We start from the raw sequence: 23,016 nt of genomic DNA on the forward strand, positions 1-23,016 counted from the left end.
GAGCCTATCCGCGCCCCGCGGTGGCGCGGGCGCAAACGGTGGGACCGGGCTCGCCCGCCAGGCGGGCGTCGGTCCAGGCGAACAGGTCGGGGTACAGCGGCGAGTCCTCCAGCACGAGTCCCAGGTGGTCACGCCCCTCGACGGTCAGGTAGTCCAGGACCTGGTCGCGCGCGCACGCCCGGGTGGCGAACTCGGCCTGTCGCTCGGCCGGGACCACGGTGTCGGCCGAGCCCTGCGCCAGGAGCAGGGGCGCCGGGACCGGGAGCTCGGGCTCGTTCTCCCCCAGTCTCCTGCCCATCGCGCCGTCGGCGAAGTACTGGTCGAAGATCGCACCGTCCTGGAACGACATCACCTCCTCAGCGAGCTCGGAGTAGGCCTGCGGGTCGGGCAGGCACTCCGCGGCCAGCTTCCGGCCGAACGACTCGGCCTCGTCGCTCGCGTAGTCGCCCCAGCTGACGTCGTCGTACGCCGCGTCGTAGGACGCCATCGTGTACGCGGCGAAGATGCGGTCCTGCGCCGGCAGCCGGTCGAATGTCTCGCGCAGGAAGGTGGCCGGCGCGAGGGCGGCGACGCCGTCCAGCTCGAGCTCGGGCGCGTAGGTCGGCTGGAGCCCTCCGGCCCAGAGGGCGGCGTGACCGCCCTGGGAGAAGCCCCAGACGGCGGTCCGCGGCGACGTGCTCAGCCCGTCGACCTCGCGCGCGGCCCGGGCGGCGTCGAGCATCGTCCGGCCGGCGCCCTCGCCGATCAGGTAGGGCTGCTCGCCGTCGGCGCCCACGCCGGGGAAGTCGGGCGCGACGAGGACCCAGCCGCGCCGCAGCACCTCGTCGCCGACGTACATCGACCCCGCGGCCATCGGGTCCTGCTGCAGGCTCGGCGAGCAGTCGCGGGCGAAGCCCGACGTCCCGTGGCCCCACACCAGGACGGGGAGGTCGGTCAGCGTGGAGTCCTCCGGGGCGTAGACGGCCGCACTCGCCTCGACGGGCTCACCGTCGCGGTCGGTCGTCGTGTAGAGGATGCGCCAGGCCCGGCTGCCCGCGAGCGGCGACTCCGCGACCGGCTCGACCTCGAGCACCGTCCCCGGCTCCTGCGGCAGGGGGCCGTCGGTGCGCCGGGCGTCAGACGGCTCGTCCCGCAGCGCCCACAGGAGCACGACCGCCACGACCGCCAGCGCGAGCAGGGCGGCCAGCACGACGAGCACCGTGCTGCGGGACGGGGTGGGGTTCACGGCGCCTCGCCTACCCGAAGTAGCGGTAGCGGTGCCAGCGCGGCCACCGCGATCGGACGGCCGCGGTGCGCACGGCCGCGCGGGCGTGGGCGGACAGGCCGTCGGGCGAGTGGCCCTCGCGCAGCGCCTGGAGGTCGGCCCACTGGGCCCGCTCGACGACGTGGCGATCGATCCGGCGCGCGGTGTCGAAGGCCTCGTCGTACGCCTCGTCGGACAGCGGCGACTCCTGCGCGAGCAGCAGCGCGGTCAGCAGCACCTCGTCGGCCAGCCGGCGCCGCACGTGCGGGTGGAGCCGCTCGGCCGCGTCGCGGTCGCCCCACGACGACAGGAAGCGGTCGTAGGCACGCCAGCGCTCCCACGCGTCGCGGGCGAGGCCGACCTGCATCGACATGCTGCTCGGGTGACGGCGGTAGTAGGCCTGGTCGACGCCGTTCACGTGCCCGACGTCGGCGACGGCGGCGATCTTGAGCCACATGAGCGCGTCGTGGGTGAACGGCAGGTCCTCGTCGTAGGGCCCCACCTCGTGCTGCACCGAGGTGCGCACGACCGCCTCGGGCGAGGCGATGTTGCTCCACGACCGGCGCAGCTGCATCCGGATCCAGTCGTCGCCGTCCCACGTGGTCCACGTGACGGCCGGCCGGGTGGGCCGGCGCACCGGGTCGGTGAGGAACTTCTGCGTCTTGCCGTAGACCAGGCCGATGCTCGGATGGGCCTCCATGAGCGCCGTGGCCCGCCCGAGCGCGCCGGGCGCCAGCTGGTCGTCGGACGAGATCAGGACGACGTAGTCCGAGTCGGCCTGCGAGACGCCCTTGTTGAACGTGGGGACGGCGCCGAGGTTGACCTCGTTGCGGATCAGCCGCACGTTGTCGTGCTCGGCCGCGAGCCGCTCGGCCACCTCGGCGGAGTCGTCGGTGGACTTGTCGTCGAGGATCGTGACCTGGGTGGTGACGTGCGGCTGGCGCACGATCGCCTCGACCGCGGCCGGCAGGTAGTGTCCGTAGTTGTAGCAGGGCACGACGACCTCGACGTGGGGCAGCCGCCCGGTGGTGGGACGGGTGGGCCAGCGCAGCTTCACGAAGCGTCCTCCTGCACGACCTTCGCGAGGGTCGTGACGACCTCGTCCTGGTCGGAAGCGGTCAGGTGCGGGTGCATGGGCAGCGAGAGTATCCGCCGGGCGGCCTCCTCGGCGACCGGGAACGAGCCGGGTCCGTGCCCGAGGTGGGCGTAGGCGTCGGTGAGGTGCACGGGCGTCGGGTAGTGGATCGCGGCGCCGATGCCCTCCTCGTGCAGGCGCGCCAGCACGCGGTCGCGGTCGTCGACCTGCACGACGTAGAGGTGCCAGACGTCCTCGTTGCCCGGCCGCACCCGTGGCGTGCGGACGCCTGGCACGTCGGCCAGCAGCTCGGTGTAGCGGGCGGCTGCGGCGCGGCGGGCCTCGTTCCACCGCTCGAGCCGACGCAGCTTCGCGCTCAGCACGACCGCGTGCACGGCGTCGAGGCGCGAGTTGATGCCGACCCGGTCGTGCACGTACTTGACCGTGCTGCCGTGGTTCGCGGTGCTGCGGACGACCTCGGCGACGGCCGCGTCGTGGGTGAGCACGGCCCCCGCGTCGCCGGCGGCACCGAGGTTCTTGCCGGGGTAGAAGCTGGTGGACGAGGCGTCGCCCAGGGCCCCGGCGACGCCCGCGGACGAGCGCGCGCCCTGCGCCTGGGCGGTGTCCTCGACGATCGCGAGGCCGTGGCGCTCGGCGATCGGCCGCAGCAGCTCGACGGGCGCGGTCTGGCCGAACAGGTGCACCGGCACGAGGGCACGGGTGCGGTCGGTGATCGCGGCCTCGACGAGGTCGGGGTCGATCAGCAGGTACTCGGGGTCCGCGTCGACCAGCACCGGCACCGCGCCGATCCGCGCGACGGCACCCGCCGTGGCGACGAACGTGTTGGCCGGCAGCACCACCTCGTCGCCCGCCGTGACGCCCACGGCGCGCAGGGCGAGCTCGATCGCGTCGGTGCCGTTGGCCACGGCGACGCAGTGGTCGACGCCGACGTAGGCCGCGTACTCGCGCTCGAACGCCTCGATGTCGGGCCCGCCGATGAACTCCGACGAGGCGAACAGCTCCTGCCACCGGGGCAGGACCTCGTCGGCGATCTCGGCCTGCTGGGCGGCGAGGTCGAGGAAGGGCACTCTCATGGCTGCTCCGGCTTCTGCAGGACTCGGTTGGCGCCGACCACGACGGCGCCCGGCGCGACGTCGCGCGAGACGACGGCGCCGGAGCCGATCACGGCGTCGTCGCCGATGACCACCCCCGGGAGGATCGAGGCGTTCGAGCCGATCGCGACGCGGTCGCCGATCACCGGCGGCTCGCACGTCCACTCCGCGGCCCCGGCCTGCGGGTAGCGCGAGTTCGCGGTCATCACGCCGTGCCCGATGAACACGTCGTCGCCGACCCGCATGCCCTCGCACACCAGCGTGTGGGACTGGATGCGCACGTTCGAGCCGCAGACGACGTCGTTCTGGACCTCCACGAACGGACCGACGAAGCAGCGATCGCCGAACGTGGCCTCGTAGATGTTGACCTGCTCGGCCACGACGCAGTCGTCGCCGAACGTCGAGTCGCGGATGCCGAGGGACAGCCGCCGCGGCTCACTCACCTCATCTCTCGCAGGATCGCGTCGGAGGCCTCGAAGACGGCATCGATCTTGCCGCACAGCACGGAGAACAGACGGTCGTGCTGACGCACCTCGGTGACCCGGGAGTCGCCCATGTCGGTGGCCAGCTTCGTCTTGGCGGTGACCCACAGCTCCTTCTGGTCGTGCTCGATGTGCAGGTACTCCCCCACGTCCTGGGCGATGCGCTCGGCGACGTGCTCGCGCTCGGCGATCTCGTAGCGGTGGGGGTAGTCGGCCCGGAGCTCGTCGTGCGAGTCGTACCGGCGCATCGGGGTGTACGCGACCGAGGACAGCGTGTGGAGCCCCTCGTACGCCGGGTAGACCGACACGTAGTCGCCGTCCATGATCGTCACGGCCCTGGCGGGTGGCAGCGAGGTCTTCGCCAGCACGAGCGCCGCCAGCTCCCACTTGATGCGGAAGTGCTTGTCGGCGGGCAGGCCCATGTTGGGGTCGGTGTAGCTGGCGTTGATGACGTAGTCGAACGGCCCGAACTCGCGCGAGCCGCTGCGCAGGACTCCGGCGGCGGCGTCGACCTCGTCGATCGGCGTGTCCACGTGCAGCACGCCGTCGAACCGGTGCACCAGCCGCTCGCGCAACGCCTTCACGTCGATCGACTTCTCCAGCACCTTGACCAGCAGCCCGTAGTCGTCGGGCCGGCGCAGCAGGTCGCCGGTGATCGGCAGGACCTCGTACTTCAGGTGGAACGAGTTCATCACGGCGAGGTACTCCTCCACCGACACCAGTCCGTCGTGGTGCACCGCGTAGAGGTTCTCGTCGACGTCGCTGAGGAACTCGGAGTACTCGCCGGTGAAGCGGTCGAAGCCCATGATCGACTGGTAGATCGTGTAGCCCGAGCGCGGGTAGTGGAAGCCCATGTGCAGGCGGCACTGGTTCGTGGTGCCGGCGCCGACGAGCGGCGTGGGCTCCCGCTCGAAGATCTCGACCCGGACGTCGCCGAACCGTCGCTCGATCTGCTGCGCGATGTGGAATCCGAAGAATCCACCCCCGATGATCCCGACGCGCATCGCTCAGCCCGCCGTGGTCCGGCCGACGACGACGCGCTCGAACCGCGCCACGGGCGAGCCCGAGACGGCTCCTCCCGCGTTGAGTCCGATCCTCACGTTCGTCAGCGTACGACTGACGGTGCCCACCTCGCGCCAGTTTTGACCAGCATCCGTGGAGAAGGCACCGGTGATCACGCCGGTGGCGGCATGGCGGGTGAAGCGCAGCTGCAGCGAGGTGGCCGTCGTGGCCACGCGCTGCACGACCGGGGTGCCCGACCGCTCGTCGATCAGGGCCACCGTGTGGGCGCCCGCCGCGGAGTTGTAGGCACGGGTCAGCTCGACGTAGTTGTCGTCGTCGACGTAGAGCACGATCCCGCCGTGCTGGTAGTTCGCCGTCGGTGCGTAGCTCATCGTGGTGGTCACGCTCGTCCACGTCGCCGGCAGGTCACGGAACACGGTGTTGGTCGTGTTGTTCATCGCCTGCCACAGGTCGCCCTGGCCCGTGGCCAGGCCCAGCCCGTGCGCCGCGTAGCTCGGCGCCGCCGTGGCGCTCTCGGTGTTGCGGACCGCGCCGGCCGCCGTGCGGGCCGCGAAGTCCCAGCCCGCGGCCAGCAGGCCGGCGCGCGACGTCTGGTCGAGCACGTGCGTGTCCGTCGTCTCGGTCGGGGCCGTGGGCGTCGGCGTCGGCGTCGTGGGGGTGGGGGTGGGGGTCGGCGTCGTGGGGGACGGCGACGGCGTCGTCGGCGTCGGCGTCGGCGTCGCTGTCGGTGTCGGCGTGGTCGGCGACGGGGCCGGCTCGGTCGGTGCGACCGTGGCCGGCACCTGGATCGTGGCCTCGCGGAAGGTCGCGGTGACCTGCGCACCCGTCGCGCCGCCGGAGTTCAGCGCCAGCCGCGGAGCCGTGAAGCCGCGCGTGACGGTGCTGACCGTGCGCCACGTGGCTCCGGCGTCGCTCGAGAACGAGGACACGATCTGGTTCGTCGCCGCGTTGCGCTCGAACCGCAGCACGAGGTCCGTCGCGGTCACGCCCGAGACGGCCTGCGCCGCCGGGGTGCCCGAGGTCTCGTTGACCGCCATGACGATCTGTCCGCCGGCGGTGGAGTGGTACGACCGCGCGAGCTCGAGGTAGTTGTCGTCGTTGTCGTACAGCACGATCCCGGCGTGCTGGTAGTTCGCGGACGGCGCGTGGGTCAGCCGCACCCGGACCGAGGTCCAGTTGCTGGGCAGGTCGCGCAGGACCGTGTTGTCGGAGTTGTTCGACGTCGACCACAGGTCGCCCGACGTGGTCGGCAGGCCGAGGCCCTGCGCCGAGTACGTCGCCGTGGCGCCGCTGGTGCGCTCGGTGTCGCGCACGATCCCGGCGCCCGTGCGGGCGCGGAAGTCCCAGCCGTCCGCGATCATCGCGGCGCGGTTCGCGTAGCCGAGCGAGAACGTCCCGCCCGCGGGCGGCGTCGTGGTGGGCGGCGTCGTCGTCGGGCTGGTCGTGGGCTGGGTGGTCGGCGTCGTGGTGGGCTGCGTCGTCGGCTGGGTGGTCGGCTGCGTCGTCGGCGTCGTGGTGGGCGCGGTGGTCGGCTGGGTCGACTCGTCCGCCGCGACGACGACCTCGTCGTACAGCGCGGTGGGCTGCGAGGTGGTCTGCGCGTCGGCGCCCGTCAGCAGCGCGAGTCGCGAGAACGCCCGCGTCGAGCTCACCGAGCCGGCCGGGATCCACGAGGCCCCGCCCGTCGTGGAGTACGCCGCGGTGATCGTGTTGCCCGACCGGGTCAGCCGCAGGCGCAGGCTCGTCGCCGTGGCCGTCTGCGCCTGGACGATCTGCGCCGTGCCCCCGACCTCGTTGACCAGCGAGACCCGCTGGCCCACGTTGAAGCTGCGCGTCAGCAGCACGTAGTTGTCGTCGTCGTCGTACACGCCGATGCCCGCGGACTGGTAGTTCCGGGTGGGCGCGAACGACGGGACCGACAGCTCGACACGGCTCCACCCGGAGGGCAGGTCGCGCAGCAGCGAGTTCCGCGAGTTGTTCATCGATGACCAGATGTCGCCGGTGTCGACCGGCACTCGCAGGCCGGAGGCCGAGTACGAGACCACGGCGCCGGACGTGCGCTCGGTGTCGCGCACCGCGCCGGCCGCCGTCCTCGCCTTGAAGTCCCAGCCGTCGGCCAGCAGCGCCGCGCGGTCGGGGTAGTTCAGGAGGTAGCTCTTCTCGCCCTTGGGCGTGATGGTGAGCGACACCGGGACGATGACCGGGCTGCCCGCCGCGCCGGACGCGTGCAGCTTGACCGAGCCGGAGTACGTGCCCGCCGCCAGGGAGCCCGGGTTCGCGCGCACCGTGACGCTGCCGTCGCCGGTGCCCGACTCGGGCGTGACCGAGAGCCACGAGGCGCCCGAGACGACCTCGGCACCCCAGGTCAGCGTGCCCGCGCCGGAGTTCGTGACGGCGAGCGTCTTCTCCTTCACCGCCCCGTCCTGGGCCGACGTGAAGGACAGCGGGGTGTCGTCGACCTCGAGGATCGGCGGCACCGTCTCGGACTTGAGGATCTTGACGGCCTGCTTCGACGTGGTGACCGCCGAGGAGAAGTAGAGGGTGGAGGTGTCGCCCTCGGTGCGGATGCGGAACGGCACCGTCGCGCCGGCCACCCGGACGCCCGAGACGTGCGGCACGCCCGTGACGTCGACGGTGAACGTGAGGGCGTCGCGCGACTTCACGAACGCCTCGGCATCACGCTGCGGGACGGCAGGCAGGGGCAGCCGGCGGATCGTGAAGTCGAGGGCGTCCTGGCCGTCGACGACGTCGTCGATCACCGTGCGGTTGCGCTGGTGGATGTACTTCACGACCGTGCCGATGGGCGCCGACCAGACGTCCTTCGTGGCGGCGTAGGCGATCGCGCCGTCGTCGTTGGTCATGTCGTGCAGGACGAGGTTGGCCCACTTGCCCTGGCTCTGGGCGTCGTCGACGATCGTCTTCAGGTCGGCCGGGGGCACGGGCGTGTGCTCGTGGGAGTTGAAGCTCTTGAGGTCCATGAAGTCGACGGGCGTCGTGTCCTCGAGCGCGTTCCAGTTGTAGCCGCGCGCGGACAGGAAGTAGTCGGCGGCGGTGACCCCGTACTCGATGTTGCGGAAGCCACACGGCCACACGAGGCTCTGGACCTCGTCGGCCGAGCCCGTGGCCTGCGCGACGGCCGAGATGCTGCCGGTCATGTGCGAGATCAGGCTCGTGCGGCTCACCAGCGTGCACAGGTGGTAGAGCAGGTGCGAGCCCAGCTCCATGCCGTCGGCGTACATCTGCGGGTAGCTCGCGGGAGGCGTGCTGCCGTTCATGACGAAGGTGCCCTTGGTCCCGGCGGCCTTCAGCTCGGCGTACCCCGAGTCGTACGAGTCGTCGGTGGAGGAGCTGAACGCACCGCGGTGGCCGTCCTTCCAGGTGGAGATGCCCACCGGGCCGGACGGGTTCACCACGACGCGCACGTCGACGGTCTGGCTCTGGTCGACGCCGGGCGCGTCGTCGCGGACGGTGACCTGGGCGGAGTGGACGCCTGCGGACAGCTCGTCGCAGTCGGCCGTGACGGTCAGCTGCGCGGGGCTCGGGCCCGACGTGGCGGACAGCGAGATCCATGACGCGTCGGCGGAGGCGGTCCACGGCAGGTCGTCACCGTTCCAGGTGACGACCGAGACGGCCTGTCCCCCGGTGCACGGGCGGCCGGCGCGGGTGCCGAAGGCGATCTGCGAGGGCGAGGTGTCCAGCACCGAGCGGCTGTAGTCGGGCTGCGTGGCGGCCTGGACGGTGGGGGCGCTCGTGGTGGGCGCGGTGGTCGGGGCGCTCGTGGGAGCGGAGGTGGGCGCGCTGGTCGCGGCGCTCGTGGGAGCCGGGGACGGCTCGCTCGTCGGCGCGGGCTCGGAGGCGCTCGGCGTCGGCGTGGGGTCGGTGGTCTCGGCGGACGCCGGAGCGCCCAGGGCCGAGGCCAGCACGGCCAGCGTCGCGAGGATCGTCGCGGTCCGCCGGCCCGGGGGGTTGAGATGAAGCATCACGCCGTCCTTCACAGATGGCCTCTGCACTCCCGCCTGTTGCGACGCATGAGACCCGAATCTCCACACTGATGTCGCGGTGCGTTCGTGAACCTTCGAGACCGCGAGCACCCCCCGTGTCTCGGAGCCTAACGACCGGAACGCCGGGGTTTTGTCGGCTTTCCCAATGTTGTGACCAGTGCGACTGATGTGGTGTGTGACGTCATCGTCATCACCCGCGGAGAGGCACCATCGGGCCTCCTTGATACGTCCAGCGAGTCCCTGCCGTATCACGAGTGCCCACCTATATCTGGCATATCAGTGGTCACGCGAGTCACACGTGCCCCATACTTCGAGGGTGAACACGAAGACGCTGGGCCTCGGCTCGCTGGTGGCGCTCGTGGCGACGGCCGTCGTCACGGCCGGTGCGATCACGTCCGCTCGCGCCAGCGCGCCCGCTCCCCGCGCGGCCACGGCCGCCACCACCGCCAAGGTGAAGATCGTCAACCCGACCCAGCGCGTGGTGGGGTGGGCCGGCTCGGTCCGCGTCGTCCCGCAGGTCAAGCGCGCCCGAGGCGTCAAGCTGCTCTCGAAGCGCATCACCGTGTCCCGCAGCGGCAAGCGCCTCCACACGAACCGCAGCGCCGTGCGCCTGCGCCCCGGCACGTACCGTGCCGTCATCACCGTGAAGTCCCGCTCGAAGGGGCGCACCGCCACGACGCGCCGCGCGATGCGCCTCGTCGTGCGCCAGAACGCCTGCGCGACCGCCCCCGACATTCGCGCCCTGAGGATCGACGCGGCGTTCTCACCCTCGGTCCGCGGCACGTCGCTCGCGCAGACCCAGCGACTGATGCGCTCCCCCGGCACGCTCGAGCGCGTCAACGTCTCGCAGGTGCTGCAGCACTCCGCGCGGCTGTCGCGCCTCTACTCCGACCCGAACGTCATGGCCCAGGCGAACGCCGAGCTCGGCCCGCTGCGGCGGCTGGCGGCGAAGGGCGTGACCTCGGTGCAGGAGCGCGAGTTCGCGGCCTGCGGCATCGCGACCCGCTTCGTCGGCGTCTTCGCCGACGGCGAGCTGGTCCAGCTCAAGACCATCTGACGCGGCGGCGTCAGGAGTTGAAGGCGCTCTGCGTCTTCTCCAGGCCGACGGAGATCAGGCTCTCGACCGCGTCGGCGGCCTCCTGCGTGACGATGTCGGCCTCGGTGCGCTCGACCTTCGCGAACGGCTTGAGCACGAAGTCGTGCACGGGCTGCTGGCCGGGCGGGCGCCCGATGCCGAACCGCACGCGCAGGAAGTCGCCCGTGCCGATCGACTGACGGATCGACTTCAACCCGTTGTGCCCGTTGTCGCCGCCGCCGGACTTGCAGCGCAGCGAGCCCAGCGGCAGGTCGAGCTCGTCGTGGATGACGATCAGCCGGTCGGGCGTGACGTCGTAGTACTTCATCAGCGCGGAGACCGCCCCGCCGCTCTCGTTCATGTAGGCGCGAGAGCGGCCCAGGACCGTGCGCTCGCTCGCGAGCAGGCCCGAGACGATGTCGGCACGCGCCGCCTTCAGAGACGAGAACCGGCCGCCCATGCGGGCGGCCAGCTCATCGGTCACGTGGTACCCGACGTTGTGCCGGGTGGCGGCATAGGACGGGCCGGGGTTCCCCAGCCCGACGACCAGCCAGGTCATCAGCTCTCGGTGGACTCCGGCTCGGCGGCCTGCTCCTCGGCGGGCGCCTCGGGCTGGTCGTGCTCGATGCCGGCCTCGGCCTCGGCGTCCTCGAGCTCGGCCTCGACCTCGGCCGCGGTGGGCGCGTGGGTCAGGTTGAGGATGAGCAGGTCCTCCTCGACCGCCAGGGCCGCACCCTGGGGCAGGTCGAGGTCGGAGGCGAGCACCTGCGCGCCGACCTGCAGGCCCTCGACCGAGACCTCGATCTCGGACGGGATGTGCGTGGCCTCGACCTCGAGGGCGACCGTGGCGTTCTCGGTGACCAGCAGGACGCCGGCCTCGGGCTCGCCCACGACGGTGATCGCGACGTCGACGGTGACCTTCTCGCCACGCTTGACGATGAGCAGGTCGACGTGCTCGATGAAGCCCTTGAGCGGGTCGCGCTGGACCTGCTTCGGGATGGCGAGGTGGTTGTCCGAGCCCAGGTCGATCGCGAGCAGCGCGTTCGGGGTCTTGAGCGCGAGCATCGTGTCGTGGCCGGGCAGGGTCACGTGGATGGGGTCGGTGCCGTGTCCGTAGAGGACGGCGGGGATCTTGTCGTCACGTCGGATGCGGCGCGCGGCACCCTTGCCGAACTCGGTGCGCTGCTCGGCGGAAAGCTTGATCTCGGCCACGGGGATTCTCTCCTTGGAGGGTTCAGTCTGAAGTCTGGGCTCGGCGCTCGACACAGCACTCCTGTGGAGCGCCCTGTCGATCACGGTCCGGTGGACCCTCGCCGAGGCAACCCCACGAGTCTAACCCACCCGTGCGGGCGAGCCGAAATCGGCCGCGAGGAGCGACTCAGGCCCAGCAGCGGGTCAGCACGAGGTGGGTGGCGAGCGCCATCAGCGCCGAGACGGCGACCGAGAGGATGCCCAGCGTGCTCACGGTGAGGACGCCGCTCAGCAGCACGACGCCGGAGGCGACCATGATCGCGACGACCACCGGCTCGCTCACGCGGCCCTCGAGCCAGCCGACCGCGAGCCGGGCCAGCACGACGATCACCGCGGCGGCCAGGGCGAGCGCCACGACCAGCACCGCGAGCGGCAGCAGCAGGTTCGTGGTGAGGTCGCCGGCCGAAAGAGCCAGCAGCAGCGTGCCCGCGACGCCGATCGCGGCGTACAGCAGCGCCAGCTGCGCCGCGGCGCGCACGACCGACCCGGTGGTCACGCCGTCCTCACTCCGGGACTCGCCTCACTCGGAGAAGAGGCTCGTGACCGAGCCGTCCTCGAACACCGCCGAGACGGCCTGCGCCAGCAGCGGGGCGATCGACAGGACGGTGAGCTTGTCGAACTGACGGTCCTCCGACAGCGGCAGCGTGTTGGTGACGATGACCTCGGTGGCGACCGAGTTCTTCAGCTTGTCGACGGCCTCGCCCGAGAACACGGCGTGCGTGGCGGCGATGACGACCTCGGCCGCGCCGTCGTTCATGAGGGCCTCGGCGGCCTGGCAGATCGTGCCGCCGGTGTCGATGAGGTCGTCGACCAGGATGCACGTGCGGCCGGCGACCTCGCCGACGACCCGGTTGGCCTTGGTGACGTTGGCCTGCGAGATGTCGCGGGTCTTGTGGATGAACGCCAGCGGGGCGTTGTCGAACTGGCGGGCCCACTGCTCGGCGACCTTGATGCGGCCGGCGTCGGGCGAGACCACCGCGAGCGGCTTGTTGCCGTAGCGCTTGCGCACCTGACGCGTCAGGATCGGCATGGCCAGGAGGTGGTCGACGGGGCCGTCGAAGAAGCCCTGGATCTGCGCGGTGTGCAGGTCGACCGTCATGAGGCGGTCGGCGCCGGCGGCGAGGAAGAGGTCGGCCATGAGGCGGGCGCTGATGGGCTCGCGACCGAGGTGCTTCTTGTCCTGGCGGGCATAGCCGTAGAACGGCAGGACCACGGTGATGCGCTTGGCCGAGGCGCGCTTGAGCGCGTCGATCATGATGAGCTGCTCCATGATCGCCTCGTTGATGGGCGCGGCGTGGCTCTGGATCACGAAGGCGTCGCAGCCGCGCACCGACTCCTCGAAGCGCACGTAGATCTCGCCGTTGGCGAAGTCGTAGGCCGTGGTGGGCACGCAGTCCACCTCGAGCAGCTCGGCGACCTCCTGGGCGAGGATCGGGTGCGCGCGGCCCGAGAACAACATGAGGTTGCTCGTGGGCGTGCGCTTACTGAGGCTCTTGTTGGTGGCCACCGCTGGTCTCCTGCGTGGTCTGGTCCGCGGCGTGCGCGGAAGGCGTACCCGGTCGCCGGCTCGCGACCCACCCCTCGATTGTCCTCTGTCCCGACGCGGGGACGGCCAGCGCCCCCGGCGCCACGTCCTCGCGGACGACCGTTCCCGCGCCCGTGTGAGCGCCGTCACCGAGGCTCACGGGCGCGACGAACACGTTGTGGCACCCGGTCTTGACGTGCGTGCCGATCGTGGTGCGGTGCTTGTTCACCCCGTCGTAGTTGGCGGTGATCGCGCCGGCTCCCAGGTTGGTGCCCTCCCCCACCTCGGCGTCGCCGATGTAGGACAGGTGCGGCACCTTCGCGCCGGGGCCGATGTGGCTGTTCTTGACCTCGACGAACGTGCCGACCTTCGAGCCGGTGTCGAGGACCGCGCCGGGGCGCAGGTAGGCGAACGGGCCGACGGTGGCGCCCGGGCCGACCACGGCATCCGACCCGTGCGTGCGGACGACCGAGGCGTCGTCGCCGACCTCGACGTCGCGCATCGTGGTGTCGGGCCCGATCGTGACGCCCTCGCCGATCGTGGTGGCGCCCAGCAGCTGGGTGCCCGGAAGGATCGTGGTGTCGCGGCCGATCGTGACAGCGCTGTCGATCCACGTGGTCTCGGGGTCGACGATCGTGACGCCCTCGGCGAGCCAGCGATTGACCGTGCGGCGGTTGAGCTCCCGACCGAGGCGCACCAGCTGGCGGCGGTCGTTGACGCCCTCGGTCTGCCAGACGTCCTCGAGGACGTGGGCGCCGACGGGCAGTCCCTCGGTGACGGCCTGGCCGACGATGTCGGTGAGGTACAGCTCGGCCTGCGCGTTGTCGGTGCTCAGGGCCCGCACGGCGCGGTCGAGGAACGGGCCGTCGACGACGAGGATGCCGCTGTTGACCTCGCGGGTCGCGCGCTCCTCGTCCGTGCAGTCCTTGTGCTCGCGGATCGCGGTGACCGCGCCCGAGGCGTCGCGCAGGATCCGTCCGTAGCCGGTGGGGTCCTCGGGCTCCGAGGTGAGGATCGTGACGGCGTGGCCGTGCGCGCGGTGCTCGTCGACGAGGCCGCGCAGCGTCTCGGCGGACAGCAGCGGCACGTCGGCGTAGGTGACCAGGTAGGTCGCGGAGGTCGAGCCGGCGGCGTCCAGCGCGACGCGGACGGCGTCGCCGGTGCCGCGCTGCTCGGTCTGGACGGCGATCGTGGCGGAGGGGTCGAGCCGCGTGACGGCCGCCTCGACCTGCTCGCGGTCGTGGCCGACGACGGTGACGACGTGATCGATCCCGGCGGTCCGCACGGCGTCGAGCGCGTGGCCCAGCATGGGGCGCCCGGCGATCTCGTGCAGCACCTTCGCTCGACGCGACTTCATCCGGGTCCCGGCACCAGCTGCCAGAACGATCGCGGTGACCTGCTCGCTCACATCACTCCTCGGTTCGACGACCTTCCGAGTGTAGGTGTCCCCCGGCCGGGCGTCCCAGCCGAGACCGGCGTTGCGGCGTCGAGCAGCCGAGGGTCCGGCCGTCATGGGTCGCGCAGTCGTTAGGGTGACGCCATGACCGCCGTGGGAGACCCTGGACCCTTCGCGTCGCATCTGGGCTTCCGGGTGGTACGCGCCGATGCCGAGGGCGCCGTCGTCGAGGCGACACCCGGGCCCGATCACGTGAACGGCGGCGGCATCCTGCACGGCGGGTACCTCAACGCCCTCCTCGACAGCGCCACCGGGTGGGCGGTGCACGCGACCGGGGCCGGCGTCGTCGCCCCGCACGTCCAGCTCAGCACCCAGTTCGTCCGTGCCGGCGCACCGGGCAGGCCGCTCGTCTGTGTGGCGACCTGCATCAGCGCCGGCGGGCGGATCGCGATGACGGAGGGGGAGATCACCCAGGATGGACGGGTGATCGCCCGCGCGACCGGCACGCATGCCGTCATCGCACGGGGCTGAGAGGCGCTGGCTCCCCGGGTAGGAGTCGAACCTACGTCGCTTGTCCTGATTCAAAGTCAGGCGGGCCCTGCCGGCAGACCAACCGGGGATCGGTGGCCTCAGGCTACCGGAGCAGGCTCGTGCGCCCGGCCGCTGCGGCGTACGGCAACTATCTCTACGTCAAGATTCTTGATGGACTACCGTGACGGTATGGACGAGGTCGACGAGATCGTCGCGGCGTGGCGCCGTGAGCGCCCCGACGTCGAGGTGTCCCCGCTCGAGGTCTTCAGCCGACTGATGCGACTGGCCAAGCACCTCGAGCGGCTCCGCAAGCAGGCGTTCACCGCGCACGAGCTCGACGTGTGGGAGTGGGACGTGCTGTCCGCGCTGCGCCGCTCGGGCGAGCCCTACGAGCTCTCCCCCGGCCACCTCGTCGCCGCCACGATGGTCACGAGCGGCACGATGACCAACCGCGTCGACCGGCTCGTCCAGCGCGGTCTCGTGCAGCGCCGGCCCGCCCCGTCGGATCGACGCGGCGTGCTCGTGCGGCTCACCCCCGAGGGCCGCCAGCGCGTCGACGGCGCCCTCGACACCCTCATCGGGCTGGAGTCGGCGATCCTCGAGGATCTCCCCTCGACCGAGCGCGACCACGTCGCCCAGGCCCTGCGCACCCTCACGAGCCACTTCAACGGCTGACCTGACCGCGCCGCCCCCTCCCCCACTTTTGGAACGGCTTGCACCGTTCCGGGGCGCGAGAGGGTTCAACGCGCTCCAGAAGTGGAGGGTGCGTCAGGGCTCGAGGGCGGCGGAGGCCTCGAGCCAGGCCTCCTCGGTGGCCTCGAGCTCCTCGGCCAGCGGGCGGCGCTCGGCGTCGAGCTCCATGAGGCGCGCGGGCTGCGTGGCGGCGTCGACCATCGCGCGGTCGAGGTCGGCGATCCGCTCGGTGAGCCGCTCGATCTGGCGCTCCATCCGCGCCACGTCCTTCTTCAGCTGGCGCTCGTCCTGCCCGCCACGCGAGCCCTGCGCGCGCGGCGCGGGCGCGGCGACGGCCGCCGGCTCCGCGTCCGCGGCGGCACGCAGCCGGAGGTACTCGTCGACGCCTCCCGGGAGGTGGCGCAGGTGCGAGTCGAGCACCGCGAACTGGTGGTCGGTGACGCGCTCGAGCAGGTACCGGTCGTGCGACACGACCAGCAGCGTGCCCGGCCACGTGTCGAGGAGGTCCTCGATCGCGGCCAGCATGTCGGTGTCCATGTCGTTCGTCGGCTCGTCGAGGATCAGTACGTTCGGCTCGTCGAGCAGGATCAGCATGAGCTGCAGCCGGCGCCGCTGGCCGCCCGAGAGGTCCCGGACCGGCGTGGACAGCTGGGCCGAGGTGAAGCCGAGCCGCTCGAGCAGCTGGCCGGGCGTCATCTCCTTGCCCTCGGCGACGTACGAGGTGCGCTTGCGCGCGACGACCTCGCTGACGCGGTCGTCCGCCACGGCGTCGAGGTCGGCGAGGTGCTGGGTGAGCGCCGCGATCTTCACGGTCTTGCCGCGCTTGACGCGGCCGGTGGTGGGCAGGACCTCGCCGGTCACCAGCCCGAGCAGGGTGCTCTTGCCCGCACCGTTCGGGCCGAGGATGCCCGCCCGCTCGCCCGGACCGATCCGCCACTCGACGTCGCGCAGCACGGGCTGGCCGTCGTAGGCGACCGAGACGTCGAGGATGTCGACGACGTCCTTGCCCAGGCGCGCGGTGGCCAGCTTCGCCAGCGAGACCCCGTCGCGCACGGGAGGCTCCCGCGCGATCAGCTCGTTCGCGGCGTCGATGCGGAACTTGGGCTTCGAGGTGCGCGCGGGGGCGCCGCGCCGCAGCCACGCCAGCTCCTTGCGCATGAGGTTCTGGCGCCGCTCCTCCGAGGCCGCGGCCTGCCGGTCGCGCTCGACGCGCTGCAGCACGTAGGCCGCGTAGCCGCCCTCGTAGGCGTCGACGCGCGCGTCGTGGACCTCCCACGTGAGCGTGCAGACCTCGTCGAGGAACCAGCGATCGTGGGTGACGACGAGGAGCGCCTCGGTGCGGCGCTTCACGTGCTCCGCCAGCCACGTGACGCCCTCGAGGTCGAGGTGGTTGGTGGGCTCGTCGAGCACCAGCAGGTCCCAGCGCTGCACGAGCGTGCGGGCCAGCGCGACGCGGCGCCGCTGACCGCCGCTCAGCGTGCCGACGAGCGCCCGGTGCTCGACGTCGCCCATGAGGCCGGCGAGCACGTCGCGGACGCCCGCGTCGGACGCCCACTCGTGCTCGGGGCGGTCGCCGACGACCGAGGTGATCGCGGTGAGCGACGGGTCGAGGACGTCGTCCTGCTCGACCACCCCGACGCGCAGGTCGCGCCGCCACGTGACGCGACCGGAGTCGGGCTCGAAGCGCTTGGCCAGGATCCGCAGCAGCGTGGACTTGCCGTCGCCGTTGCGACCGACGACGCCGATGCGGTCGCCGTCGCCGACGCCCACGGTGACGTCGGACAGGACCGTGCCGGACGGGAACGACTGGCCGATGCGCTCGGCGACGACGAGGGGCGGCATCAGACGAGCCGCGCACCCGACACGGGGCCGCGGGACTGCAGGACGTCGGCCGCCGCTCCCGTGCTGGCCAGCGCCATCGCGAGGTCGAGCGCGTGCTGGTCAGAGGCGGCCAGGAATGCGGTGGTGGGGCCCGAGCCGGAGATGATCGCGCCGAGGGCGCCGGCCTCCAGGCCGACCTCGAGCGTGTCGGCGAGCTCGGGACGCAGGGACAGGGACGCGTCGGTCAGGTCGTTCGAGAGGGCTTGGCCGAGGGCTTGCGCGTCGCCGGCGCGCAGCGCGTTGAGCAGCGCGTCGGGGACTTCGGGCTCCTCCGGGGCATCGGGGGTGATGCGGTCGAACTCGGCGTAGACGGCCGCCGTGGACAGTCCTTCGGGCGCGGTGGCGAAGACCCAGTGGTAGCTGCCGCGGGCCAGCACGGGGCTCACGGTCTCGCCGCGCCCACCGCCGATCGCGTTGCCGCCGTGGAGGAGGAACGGGACGTCGCTGCCCAGCTCGGCCGCCAGCGGCTCGAGGTCGGCGCGGCCGAGACCGCCGCCCCACAGCTCGTTGCAGCCGACGAGCGCGGCGGCTGCGTCGGCCGAGCCGCCGGCCATGCCGCCCGCGACGGGGATGAGCTTGCGAATCGCGATGTCCGCGCCGAGGGTCTCGTCGCCGAGGCGCGTCCGCAGCAGCTTCGCCGCCCGGACCGCGATGTTGTCGTCGCCGTCGGGCACCTGCGACCCCTCGGGGAGGTCCAGCTCGGTGTGCACCGCGACCGCCAGCTCGCCGTCCTCGCGCGAGGAGATGCGCAGCTCGTCGTGCAGGTCGACGGCCTGGTAGACGGTGGCGAGCGGGTGGAACCCGTCGGCGCGCACCCGGCCCACACCCAGGCACAGATTGATCTTGGCCGGCACTCGCACGGTCACCCTCGTCACCACGCCCACCAACCTAACGGGCGCCGCCGGGTGCGGCTTCCCCGGTGACGGTGGCTGGCCGTCCCGGCCAGCAGATGTGTAGCGCTGACCACCCATTTTCGGCGTCAACCCTCCGAAAACGGTGGATACCGCTACAGATCTCGCGGACCGGAGGTCCGATCAGCGGCGCCCGGCGGCTGGCCGTCCGGCCACGAGATTCGTAGCGCTGTCCACCCTTTTCAGGCCGAAACCACGCGAAAACGGTGGATGCCGCTACAGATCTCGCGCGCCGAGGGCGTCGGCGATGGCGGCGAACTGCTCGACCGTGAGCTGCTCGCCGCGGGTGCGGGGGTCGATGCCGGCGGCGACGAGGGCGCGCTCGGCGGCCTCGCCGCTGCCCGCGTAGCCCGAGAGGGCGGCGCGGAGGGTCTTGCGACGCTGGGCGAACGCGGCGTCGACGACGGCGAAGACCGTCCTGCGGTCGCCCACCGGTGGCTCGCGGCGCACCAGCGAGACCAACGCGGAGTCCACGTTGGGCGCGGGCCAGAAGACGTTGCGGCCGATGTTGCCGGCGAGCCGGACGTCGGCGTACCAGGCCGCCTTCACGCTCGGGATGCCGTAGGTGCGCGAGCCGGGACCCGCGGCCAGACGGTGCGCGACCTCGGCCTGCACCATCACCAGCACCGACCGCAGCGACGGGAACTGCTCGAGGAAGTGCAGCAGCACCGGCACCGAGACGTTGTACGGCAGGTTCGCCACGAGCGCGGTGGGCTCGGGGCCGGGGAGCTCGCGCACGTGCATCGCGTCGGCGAGCACGAGGTCGAACCGGTCGGCGGCGCCGGGCGCGAACTCGGCGATCGTGGCGGGCAGCCGGCCCGCGAGGACCTCGTCGATCTCGACCGCCGTGACGTGCCGCGACCGGTCGAGCAGGGCCAGGGTCAACGAGCCCAGGCCCGGCCCGATCTCGACCACGGCGTCGTCAGGACCGACGCCCGACACGTCGACGATGCGCCGCACCGTGTTCGCGTCGATGACGAAGTTCTGCCCCTTCTGCTTCGTGGGGCGAACGCCGGCCTCGGCGGCCAGCCGACGGATGTCGGCGGCGCCGAGGAGGCGGACGGAGCCGGAGGCCCCGGACTCGCTCAGTTGACGCCCACCTTGGCCGCGCAGGACCACTGGCCCCAGCCGGAGCGCTTCTGCAGGATCTCGGCGTACTTGATCTGCGTCGCCTTGCTGTGCTGGTGCGGGAGCCCGGGGCCACCGACGCTGCGCCAGGTGGCGGCCGAGAACTGCAGGCCGCCGTAGTAGCCGTTGCCGGTGTTGATGCTCCAGTTGCCGCCCGACTCGCACTTGGCGATGCGGTCCCAGACGCCACCGTCGATCGTGTTCGGGTCCTTCGTGCCGCGCTTCTGCACCTCGGCGATCGGCGGACGGACCGTGCTGCGCGAGATGACGCGACGCTCACGGATCTCGCCGTCGGCCAGGATCAGCTCGACCTTGGCGCGGTCGACGCCGTCGCGGCCCTCCTTGAGGACCTCGGTGTCGCCGGTGAACAGCGACGAGTCGTCGGTGTAGGTGACCTTGTGGTCGACCTCGATCTTCTCGGTGCGGGTGACCTTCTCGATCCGCACGACGCGCAGGGCCTGCTTCGGCTTCAGGTAGGAGCCGAGACCGGGCTTGACCTCGTCGAGCTCGCCGACCTCCACGCCGCGCTGCTGCAGGAGTGCCTGCACGGTGGGGGCTGCGGTGACGAAGCGCTGCTTCTTGCCGTCGACCTTGAGGGTGACGGGCTTGGGGTTGCTCACCACGACGCTGTTGCCGTCGAGGCCGAGGCGCTCGTCGGGGGCCATCGAGAGCGTGGCACCCTCCTTCGGCTTCACGCCGAGGGTGTCGAGCGCGCTGGCGACGTCGACGTCGTGCACGGTGTTCTGGGTGATCCTGCCGTCGACGACGAGCGTGACGGCCTTCTCGCGACGGACCTTGACGACGTCACCGTCGTCGATGTCGGTGCCGACGGCGGGGCTGACCTGGTCGGCGGCCGCGAGCGTGACGTTCTTCTCGGCGAGCAGGTCGCCGACGGTCTCGCTCTCGGTGCGGACCTCGGTGACGACGCCGTCGACGTCGAAGCGCACGAGGTCGTCGTAGGTCGATGCGTGGACGACGCCTCCGACGGCGACCGCCAGACCGAGGGCGACCAGGCCCATGGTGACGGTGTTCCGGGGCGTGATTTCAGGCAACAAACGGGGCACGAACTACCTCAGGGTTGGAGATACAACCTTTCCACCATGCGTGCTGGTGGCCGGGATTTCAAATCCTGTGACTCATGTGACTGTAGCGACACGCTCGGGCCAGTGTCCCCCGAACGCCCGATCGGTGTTCGCGTCGATGGCCTCGCAGAGCTCCTCCACGGGGGCCTCGAGCACCTCGGCCATGAACCGGACGGTGTGCGGGATGAGGAACGAGGCGTTCGGCTCCCCCCGGTGCGGCATGGGGGTCAGGAACGGCGCGTCGGTCTCGACGAGGATGCGGTCGCGGGGCGCGATCCGCAGCGCCTCGCGCAGGTACTCGGCGTTCTTGAACGTCACCGTGCCGGCGAACGAGAGGTACGCGCCGCGCTCGACGCACCGCTGGGCGAAGTCGGCGTCGCCGCTGAAGCAGTGCATGACGACGCGGTCGGGGGCGCCCTCGTCGTCGAGGATCGCGAGCACGTCGTCGTGGGCGTCGCGGTCGTGGATCACGAGCGTGCGGTCGTGACGCTTCGCGATGCGGATGTGCTCGCGGAAGCTGTGGTGCTGGAGGGGTCGCAGGTCGGCGCCCGTGCGGAAGTAGTCGAGCCCGGTCTCCCCCACGGCCCGCACGACGGGATCGGCGGCGAGCCGGTCGATCTCGGCGAGGTCCGCCTCGAGGGTCTGACTGCGCGCGGCGTCGTTGGGGTGCATCGCCACGGCGGCCACCACGCTGGGCTGCGCACGGGCGACCTCGACCGCCCACCGCGAGCCCTCGAGGTCGCAGCCGACCTGGACCGTGCGGGTGACGCCCACGGCCGCGGCGCGGTCGAGCGCCTCGTCGACCGGGATCAGCGCCCCGCCGCGGATGCGGGTGTCGAGGTGGCAGTGGTTGTCCACCACGGGGCGCGGCAGCGGCGCGGGCGGCTCGGGCCAGCCCTCGGTGAGCGTCACCGGCTCAGGCCTCGGCGAGGTCGATGCGCGGGAACAGCGATGGCACCTTGGTGATCGTCGCGCCCTCGGGCAGCTGGCCCCACCGGGCGACCTCGTCGATCCGCTGGTCGGCCAGCGCGCCCAGCGCGGGCTCGGCGCCGAGGGACTCCCACAGCGACGTGGTGGCCTTCGGCATGACGGGGTGCAGCGTCACCGCCAGGACGCGCAGGCCCTCGGCGGCCGTGTGGAGGATCGTGCCGAGACGCTCGCGCTGCGACTCGTCCTTCGCGACGGCCCACGGCTGGGTCTCTGTGATGTAGAGGTTCAGCGCATCGACGATGCGCCAGATCGCGGCGAGGGCGTCCTGCGGCGCGATGCGCTCCATTGCCTCGTCGGCCTCGGCGACCGCGGTGGCGACGGTGTCGACGATCCGCTGCTCGGCGTCGCCCAGCGGACCGGCCGCGGGCAGTGCACCGTCGAAGTACTTGCCGATCATGGCGGCCACGCGCGAGGCCAGGTTGCCGAAGCCGTTGGCGAGCTCGGCGTGGTAGCGCGCGCCGATGTCCTCCCACGAGATCGAGCCGTCGCTGCCGAACGTGAGCGCGCGGGTGAAGTAGTAGCGGTAGGCGTCCGAGCCGAACGTGCCGACGATCTCGGTGGGGTGGATGCCGTTGGCCTTGCTCTTGCTCATCTTCTGGCCGCCGACGAGCAGCCAGCCGTGCGCGAACACGCGGTGCGGGACGGGCAGCCCGGCGGCCATCAGCAGCGCGGGCCAGATGACGGCGTGGAAGCGGACGATGTCCTTGCCGACGAAGTGCACGTTCGCGGGCCACAGGTCCTCGAACCGCTCGTCGTCGACGCCGTAGCCGGCCGCGGTGACGTAGTTCAGCAGCGCCTCGATCCACACGTACATGACGTGCGAGTCGTCCCACGGCAGCGGGATGCCCCAGTCGAACGTGGAGCGCGAGATCGAGAGGTCCTTGAGGCCGCCGCGCACGAACGCGAGCACCTCGTTGCGCGCCGACTCGGGCTGCACGAAGTCGGGGCGCTCCTCGTAGAGCGCGAGCAGCCGCTCGGCGTACTGGCTCAGCGGGAAGAAGTAGTTCTCCTCGGTGACGTGCTCGAGCCGGCTGCCGTCGAGCGTGGAGACCTTGAAGCCCTCGTCCTCGCCCTCTCCGTCGGCGACGTACTCGTCGGCGACGAACTCCTCGGAGCCGACGCTGTACCAGCCGGAGAACTCGCCCTTGTAGACCTCGCCGCGGTCGTGCAGGTCCTGCCAGAACGCCTGGGCGCCCTTCTCGTGGCGCGCCTCGGTGGTGCGGATGAAGTCGTCGTTGGCCGCGTCGATCGTGCGCAGCATCGGCAGCCACTCGTTCTCGACGAGGCGGTCGACCCACTCCTGCGGTGAGACGCCGTTGGCGTCGGCCTTGCGCAGCACCTTCTGGCCGTGCTCGTCGACGCCGGTGAGGTACTGGACGCGCTCGCCCCGCTGGCGGTGCCAGCGCGTGATGACGTCGCCGATCGTGGTCGTGTAGCCGTGCCCGATGTGGGGCGCGTCGTTGACGTAGTAGATCGGCGTCGTGGCGTAGAAGGTCGGCTCGGGCACGAGTCCGAGTCTAGTGAGCGCGCCGACACGACCCGGACCGCCCGGCCGCTGACGTGCCGGAGCGAGCCCGCACGGCCGGGTAACGGGAATCACCCGCCTCGACTCTGGGA

Annotated in this window: 20 protein-coding genes and 1 tRNA gene; 3 read left to right on the forward strand and 18 right to left on the reverse strand. The window is 71.7% G+C overall.

The window, feature by feature from the left end; translation table 11 throughout:
• Positions 1 to 4: 4 nt before the first annotated feature.
• The 6 genes from ACGWYL_RS02460 to ACGWYL_RS02485 are packed head-to-tail and all read right to left on the reverse strand — an operon-like array spanning position 5 to position 8,915.
• The gene (locus ACGWYL_RS02460) at positions 5 to 1,225 is read right to left on the reverse strand and encodes a lipase family protein (protein WP_179423092.1); all 1,221 of its coding nucleotides are present in this window, start codon (positions 1,223 to 1,225) and stop codon (positions 5 to 7) included.
• Between the two features lie 10 nt (positions 1,226 to 1,235).
• Entirely contained in the window at positions 1,236 to 2,300 is a 1,065-nt protein-coding gene (locus ACGWYL_RS02465; protein ID WP_179423090.1) for a glycosyltransferase family 2 protein, read from the reverse strand.
• On the reverse strand, positions 2,297 to 3,412 hold the full coding sequence (locus ACGWYL_RS02470) for a DegT/DnrJ/EryC1/StrS aminotransferase family protein (RefSeq protein WP_269303476.1): 1,116 nt from the start codon (positions 3,410 to 3,412) through the stop codon (positions 2,297 to 2,299). The genes ACGWYL_RS02465 and ACGWYL_RS02470 overlap by 4 nt, the downstream gene beginning before the upstream one ends.
• Positions 3,409 to 3,873, reverse strand: a complete 465-nt coding sequence (locus tag ACGWYL_RS02475; protein WP_179423086.1) for an acyltransferase — start codon at positions 3,871 to 3,873, stop codon at positions 3,409 to 3,411. The genes ACGWYL_RS02470 and ACGWYL_RS02475 overlap by 4 nt, the downstream gene beginning before the upstream one ends.
• Complete coding sequence (locus ACGWYL_RS02480) at positions 3,870 to 4,916, reverse strand: hypothetical protein (RefSeq protein ID WP_395486340.1); 1,047 nt, start codon at positions 4,914 to 4,916, stop codon at positions 3,870 to 3,872. Before ACGWYL_RS02480 ends, ACGWYL_RS02475 begins: the two co-directional genes overlap by 4 nt.
• A 3-nt stretch (positions 4,917 to 4,919) precedes the next feature.
• A complete protein-coding gene (locus tag ACGWYL_RS02485; RefSeq protein ID WP_395486341.1) occupies positions 4,920 to 8,915 on the reverse strand; it encodes a hypothetical protein in 3,996 nt (1,331 codons plus the stop codon).
• Between the two features lie 337 nt (positions 8,916 to 9,252).
• On the opposite strand from ACGWYL_RS02485, the gene ACGWYL_RS02490 reads away from it, so the two are divergent.
• The gene (locus ACGWYL_RS02490; protein ID WP_179423080.1) at positions 9,253 to 9,993 is read left to right on the forward strand and encodes a hypothetical protein; all 741 of its coding nucleotides are present in this window, start codon (positions 9,253 to 9,255) and stop codon (positions 9,991 to 9,993) included.
• Positions 9,994 to 10,003: 10 nt separating this feature from the next.
• Here the strand turns inward: ACGWYL_RS02490 and pth are convergent, their stop codons facing one another.
• The 5 genes from pth to glmU form a co-directional block, all read right to left on the reverse strand.
• Positions 10,004 to 10,570, reverse strand: coding sequence for an aminoacyl-tRNA hydrolase (pth, locus tag ACGWYL_RS02495; RefSeq protein WP_395486342.1), 567 nt, complete (start codon positions 10,568 to 10,570; stop codon positions 10,004 to 10,006).
• The gene (locus ACGWYL_RS02500) at positions 10,570 to 11,223 is read right to left on the reverse strand and encodes a 50S ribosomal protein L25/general stress protein Ctc (RefSeq protein WP_395486343.1); all 654 of its coding nucleotides are present in this window, start codon (positions 11,221 to 11,223) and stop codon (positions 10,570 to 10,572) included. Before ACGWYL_RS02500 ends, pth begins: the two co-directional genes overlap by 1 nt.
• Positions 11,224 to 11,389: 166 nt before the next feature.
• Positions 11,390 to 11,758: a hypothetical protein gene (locus tag ACGWYL_RS02505; RefSeq protein WP_179423074.1), complete on the reverse strand. Its 369-nt coding sequence runs from the start codon at positions 11,756 to 11,758 to the stop codon at positions 11,390 to 11,392.
• A gap of 24 nt (positions 11,759 to 11,782) precedes the next feature.
• Complete coding sequence (locus tag ACGWYL_RS02510) at positions 11,783 to 12,721, reverse strand: ribose-phosphate diphosphokinase (RefSeq protein ID WP_179427941.1); 939 nt, start codon at positions 12,719 to 12,721, stop codon at positions 11,783 to 11,785.
• A 22-nt stretch (positions 12,722 to 12,743) separates the two neighbouring features.
• Positions 12,744 to 14,195, reverse strand: a complete 1,452-nt coding sequence (glmU, locus tag ACGWYL_RS02515; protein ID WP_395486344.1) for a bifunctional UDP-N-acetylglucosamine diphosphorylase/glucosamine-1-phosphate N-acetyltransferase GlmU — start codon at positions 14,193 to 14,195, stop codon at positions 12,744 to 12,746.
• Positions 14,196 to 14,327: 132 nt separating this feature from the next.
• Between glmU and ACGWYL_RS02520 the strand changes: the two genes are divergently transcribed.
• Positions 14,328 to 14,714, forward strand: a complete 387-nt coding sequence (locus tag ACGWYL_RS02520) for a PaaI family thioesterase (RefSeq protein WP_179423070.1) — start codon at positions 14,328 to 14,330, stop codon at positions 14,712 to 14,714.
• Between the two features lie 7 nt (positions 14,715 to 14,721).
• On the opposite strand, the gene ACGWYL_RS02525 is transcribed toward ACGWYL_RS02520, so the two are convergent.
• Positions 14,722 to 14,803 (reverse strand) — tRNA-Gln (locus ACGWYL_RS02525).
• Between the two features lie 100 nt (positions 14,804 to 14,903).
• Here ACGWYL_RS02525 and ACGWYL_RS02530 point away from each other — a divergent pair.
• Positions 14,904 to 15,389, forward strand: a complete 486-nt coding sequence (locus tag ACGWYL_RS02530; RefSeq protein WP_223302974.1) for a MarR family winged helix-turn-helix transcriptional regulator — start codon at positions 14,904 to 14,906, stop codon at positions 15,387 to 15,389.
• A gap of 93 nt (positions 15,390 to 15,482) precedes the next feature.
• Here the strand turns inward: ACGWYL_RS02530 and ACGWYL_RS02535 are convergent, their stop codons facing one another.
• The 6 genes from ACGWYL_RS02535 to metG all read right to left on the reverse strand — a co-directional run bounded on the left by ACGWYL_RS02535 (position 15,483) and on the right by metG (position 22,906).
• Positions 15,483 to 17,249: an ABC-F family ATP-binding cassette domain-containing protein gene (locus tag ACGWYL_RS02535; protein WP_395486345.1), complete on the reverse strand. Its 1,767-nt coding sequence runs from the start codon at positions 17,247 to 17,249 to the stop codon at positions 15,483 to 15,485.
• Positions 17,249 to 18,166, reverse strand: a complete 918-nt coding sequence (locus ACGWYL_RS02540) for a 4-(cytidine 5'-diphospho)-2-C-methyl-D-erythritol kinase (protein ID WP_395486346.1) — start codon at positions 18,164 to 18,166, stop codon at positions 17,249 to 17,251. Before ACGWYL_RS02540 ends, ACGWYL_RS02535 begins: the two co-directional genes overlap by 1 nt.
• A gap of 249 nt (positions 18,167 to 18,415) precedes the next feature.
• Complete coding sequence (rsmA, locus tag ACGWYL_RS02545; protein ID WP_395487231.1) at positions 18,416 to 19,312, reverse strand: 16S rRNA (adenine(1518)-N(6)/adenine(1519)-N(6))-dimethyltransferase RsmA; 897 nt, start codon at positions 19,310 to 19,312, stop codon at positions 18,416 to 18,418.
• The gene (locus tag ACGWYL_RS02550; RefSeq protein WP_395486347.1) at positions 19,285 to 20,346 is read right to left on the reverse strand and encodes a transglycosylase family protein; all 1,062 of its coding nucleotides are present in this window, start codon (positions 20,344 to 20,346) and stop codon (positions 19,285 to 19,287) included. The genes rsmA and ACGWYL_RS02550 overlap by 28 nt, the downstream gene beginning before the upstream one ends.
• Positions 20,347 to 20,463: 117 nt before the next feature.
• The gene (locus ACGWYL_RS02555) at positions 20,464 to 21,321 is read right to left on the reverse strand and encodes a TatD family hydrolase (protein ID WP_395486348.1); all 858 of its coding nucleotides are present in this window, start codon (positions 21,319 to 21,321) and stop codon (positions 20,464 to 20,466) included.
• Positions 21,322 to 21,325: 4 nt separating this feature from the next.
• A complete protein-coding gene (gene metG, locus ACGWYL_RS02560; RefSeq protein ID WP_179423058.1) occupies positions 21,326 to 22,906 on the reverse strand; it encodes a methionine--tRNA ligase in 1,581 nt (526 codons plus the stop codon).
• Between the last annotated feature and the right edge of the window lie 110 nt (positions 22,907 to 23,016).

Source organism: Aeromicrobium sp. JJY06 (assembly GCF_044069275.1).
Lineage (GTDB): Bacteria > Actinomycetota > Actinomycetes > Propionibacteriales > Nocardioidaceae > Aeromicrobium > Aeromicrobium tamlense.